Below are 3,473 nucleotides of genomic sequence, written 5' to 3'. Positions count from 1 at the left end.
TGAGGGCTACGCAGCGCCGGGCCTGCTCACCACCAAGGGGGTCAATATTGGATGCCGATAGGGGGTCAAACTTCAATGCCGATTGACAGTGTTTCCCGATATTGACACTCTACTGAGGCCTTATGGCGTCAAAGCCCTGTGGGCCATGCCCGCTTTCGGTGGTGGGCTCGCATGTCGCGACGAGCATCTTGAGACCATCGAGGATTGGGAAGGGAAAAAAATCCGGGCTGCCGGGCGCTGGCAATCCAAACAAGTCGGCGCGACTGGCGCCAGCCCCGTCGCCCTGCCGGCAGCTGATATCTACACTGCCCTGCAAAATGGCACGATTGACTGCACACTGATTTCGGCATCGATCTATCTTGGCAACTCGCTCTACGAAGTGGCGCCCTACTTCTCAGATTACAGCTTCGCCGGCAATGCGCTCATCACCATGGTAGGGATCGACGTATGGGAGGATCTGAGCGACGAAGAACGCACGGCCGTTCAAGATGTTTCTGACCAGACGACAATAGAAGGCACGCGTACCCTGCGTGAAATGAGCGCCTCCGAGATTGAACAGGTCAAGACGCTGTCTGAATATATCAAAGTGTCTGATGACGAGATGGCTAAGCTCTTGGAAATCTGGGATCCAGTGTATCAAGAGGCCATGGGCGAAGTTAAGGACGAGGTCGGAACCCACTTCGTCGAAACCCTGTATTCCTTTACCCAGTAAAGACGGCAGATTGCAATGCTGCAGGCAAACAACCCCGCATTTTTGATGTACAAGCGGGTCGTAGAAGGCCTTAATAGGGCCTTCACAGCCGTCGCCTGTTTATGCGTGGCCTTGATAGGGGTCATCGTGGTCGGCGCGACCCTTGCGCGGTATTTCGGGTCCCCGGTGATCTGGGCGCATGATTACGCTCAGATTGCCTTCACCTATGCTGTTTTTCTGTCACTTGCGCCTGCGCTCCAAGCCGGTCAACATGTAACGGTTGAGCTGTTTGAAGGCCTCGTTCCTAAGGCCATCAGACCGTATCTGAACCGCGTGGCCGCCATAGCATGCATCATCTTCGGCGCCATCTTCTTGTGGTATTTGTGGCAATTGACCGAGCGTGCGTTTCAAGACAATCGCTTGGCCAACGCCGCCGTGGCCATACCGCTCAAATGGATTCTTGTCGCCGGACCCGTCGGTGCCATGCAGTTCCTGCTAACCGCGATCCTTCGGTTCTTCGAAGACGATCCCCAAGCACAGCAACATACCTGAGGACATCATGGAAGCTTTGCTATGGTTCAGCGCCTTCGTCGGCGCCCTCGTTTTCCTGCTCGCCCTTCGGATACCGGTTGCCGTGAGCATGGGAATAATTGGTATCGCCGGTACAGCCGCTTTTGTCTCGCCGCGTGCTGTCGTTCAAATTGCAAATATCGCTTACTCCCAAACGTGGAGCTTTGTGCTCGTTATTGTGCCACTCTTTGTGCTAATGGGCGAGGTCATCGCCCTCTCCGGGCTTGGGGCGACCTTGTTCAAAGCTGCCTCTATCTGGCTCCGCCGATTGCCAGGTGGTTTGGCCATTGGCACAATCGCGGCAAGCGCCGGCTTCGCATCGGTCTGCGGGTCTAGCCCGATCACGGCAGCGACCATCGGGTCGATGGCCGTACCGGAAATGGCGAAAAACGGCTATGCTCGGAGTCTTGCGGCGGGCGCAACAGCCGCTGGTGGCACATTGGGAATTCTTATCCCACCTTCGGTCCCGATGATTTTATATGGCGTGATCACAGAAACATCGATCGGCGGTCTGTTCCTTGCCGGTATTCTACCGGGCCTCATGATGGCTGCGTTACTGTCGACCACCGTGATTTTGCGCGTGACGTTCGATAAGTCTCTTGCCCCGCCGATCACCCGGCGCGTCAGTTTTGCCGAGCGTATGGCAAGTAGCGTGGAGGCGCTTCCCGTTGTGCTCATCGCCCTGCTCATTATCATTGCGCTTTACGCTGGCATCGCATCACCCTCTGAAACAGGCGCTTTAGGGGCCGCGGCGGCCATCATAGTAGCACTCTTGTTGGGCAAGCTCTCAGTTGGTGTCCTCAAGCAGGCACTGGAGAAGACGGTCCGCACAACGGGTATGTTTATGCTGCTGCTGGTCGGGGGGCTCTTCAGCTCCTTTATCTTGACCCGGCTAGGCGTTCCGCAGGATATCTCCAATTTCCTCACTGGACTGGACGTGTCACCGTGGGTCATCATCCTGCTGATCAACCTGCTGCTACTTATCATGGGCATGTTCCTTGATCCGCTGAGCATCCTGGTAATCGTCGTGCCGATCTTTCTTGAGACGGTCGTTTCCCTTGGCTTCGACCCGATTTGGTTCGGTATCATCGTCACCATCCAGATCGAGATTGCTGCGATCACTCCGCCTGTCGGTCTAAACCTCTTCGTGCTGCGCACCGTGGTGCCCGATCTTTCAATGTCGGATACCGCCAAAGGGGCGATCACCTTTGTCATCCCGATGCTGATAGGCATCGCCTTGCTGATGCTCTTCCCGGAAATCGCGCTTTGGCTGCCTCAGATGAGGTAGGCGTGGATAGAGGAATCCGGGCCTATTTTTGATTTAGGACCGCTGACATGCTCCTCGAAATTCCTAATTCAAAGAGAGAGTCCGTTCCGAGTATGAAGTGAGCTACTCCCCATCATTTGGACGGGATCTGGCGCAATTTAAGCTACTCGTCGCACCTGCTGATCGGGTTGGTTGATATCTTTTCTCTGCCAATAGACCAGCGCCGGAGGCTTGCCGCCGAGGGTTGAGTGAGGATGCTTGTGGTTGGAGAAGGTCATCCATCGCTGGATGGCCGCTTTCCTCTCTGATCCGATCTCCGCGGCATGCAGGTTGACGTATTCGTATTTCAGGGTTCGCCACAGCCGTTCGATGAAGATGTTGTCCGTTGCCCGCCAGTCGTATTGTGAAGCAATGCGATAAGAGGGGAGTAACCGACCTTTCCCGTCCATCGAGAACCGCATGCCGGACCGGCGCAGCCGATCCGTCCAGGCAAAGGACGTGAACTGGTCGCGGTCCGCGCGGTAGAGCAGGCCTATGCAAGCATTCGAGGTTCCCGACCACTGCCGGACGAGACCGCGCGCCAGTGACTTTCCGCACACAACGACTGTCGCACTCGATCGATTCGCGCCAAGCGCGCGCGACGGGAGAGCTGGTGAAGTCGCGAAGATGTCCTAAGTCCGAGGTAGGCAATATATCTGCAAGTTGAGGGATATTGTGGGAAAAAACTGGAGCTTATACTGAGTGGATACGCTCCAGTTTATTACATAACATTGATTATGCGCCTTGAGGTTTGCGGCCCACTAGCGTTGCGTCATGAACGCTTCTTGGTCCGTTTCCGGCCCTTGTTTCCATTTCGTCGTTTCAAACCGCGCTGCCTGACGCCCAAAGAAGTCATATTCGCGTCCGTCCGTAACTACAGAGGTCTGAACAATTATGGCTTCGCTT

4 protein-coding genes are annotated in these 3,473 nt (G+C 55.6%); 3 read left to right on the top strand and 1 reads right to left on the bottom strand.

The features are described from left to right. Nucleotides 1-88: 88 nt before the first annotated feature. From GQE99_RS04110 to GQE99_RS04100, 3 genes are read left to right on the top strand one after another with little or no spacing between them, the layout of a single operon-like run. Nucleotides 89-712 (top strand): TRAP transporter substrate-binding protein, encoded by a 624-nt coding sequence (locus GQE99_RS04110; RefSeq protein ID WP_328794045.1) that lies wholly within the window; start codon nucleotides 89-91, stop codon nucleotides 710-712. Between the two features lie 15 nt (nucleotides 713-727). After that, complete coding sequence (locus tag GQE99_RS04105) at nucleotides 728-1,243, top strand: TRAP transporter small permease (RefSeq protein WP_161350320.1); 516 nt, start codon at nucleotides 728-730, stop codon at nucleotides 1,241-1,243. A gap of 7 nt (nucleotides 1,244-1,250) precedes the next feature. Next, nucleotides 1,251-2,549, top strand: a complete 1,299-nt coding sequence (locus tag GQE99_RS04100) for a TRAP transporter large permease (protein WP_161350319.1) — start codon at nucleotides 1,251-1,253, stop codon at nucleotides 2,547-2,549. A gap of 137 nt (nucleotides 2,550-2,686) precedes the next feature. Here the strand turns inward: GQE99_RS04100 and GQE99_RS04095 are convergent, their stop codons facing one another. Beyond that, entirely contained in the window at nucleotides 2,687-2,989 is a 303-nt protein-coding gene (locus tag GQE99_RS04095; protein WP_161350318.1) for an integrase core domain-containing protein, read from the bottom strand. Nucleotides 2,990-3,473: the final 484 nt, after the last annotated feature.

Source organism: Maritimibacter harenae (assembly GCF_009882975.1).
Classification (GTDB): Bacteria; Pseudomonadota; Alphaproteobacteria; order Rhodobacterales; family Rhodobacteraceae; genus Maritimibacter; species Maritimibacter harenae.
This window is presented reverse-complemented; position numbering and strand designations above follow the sequence as displayed.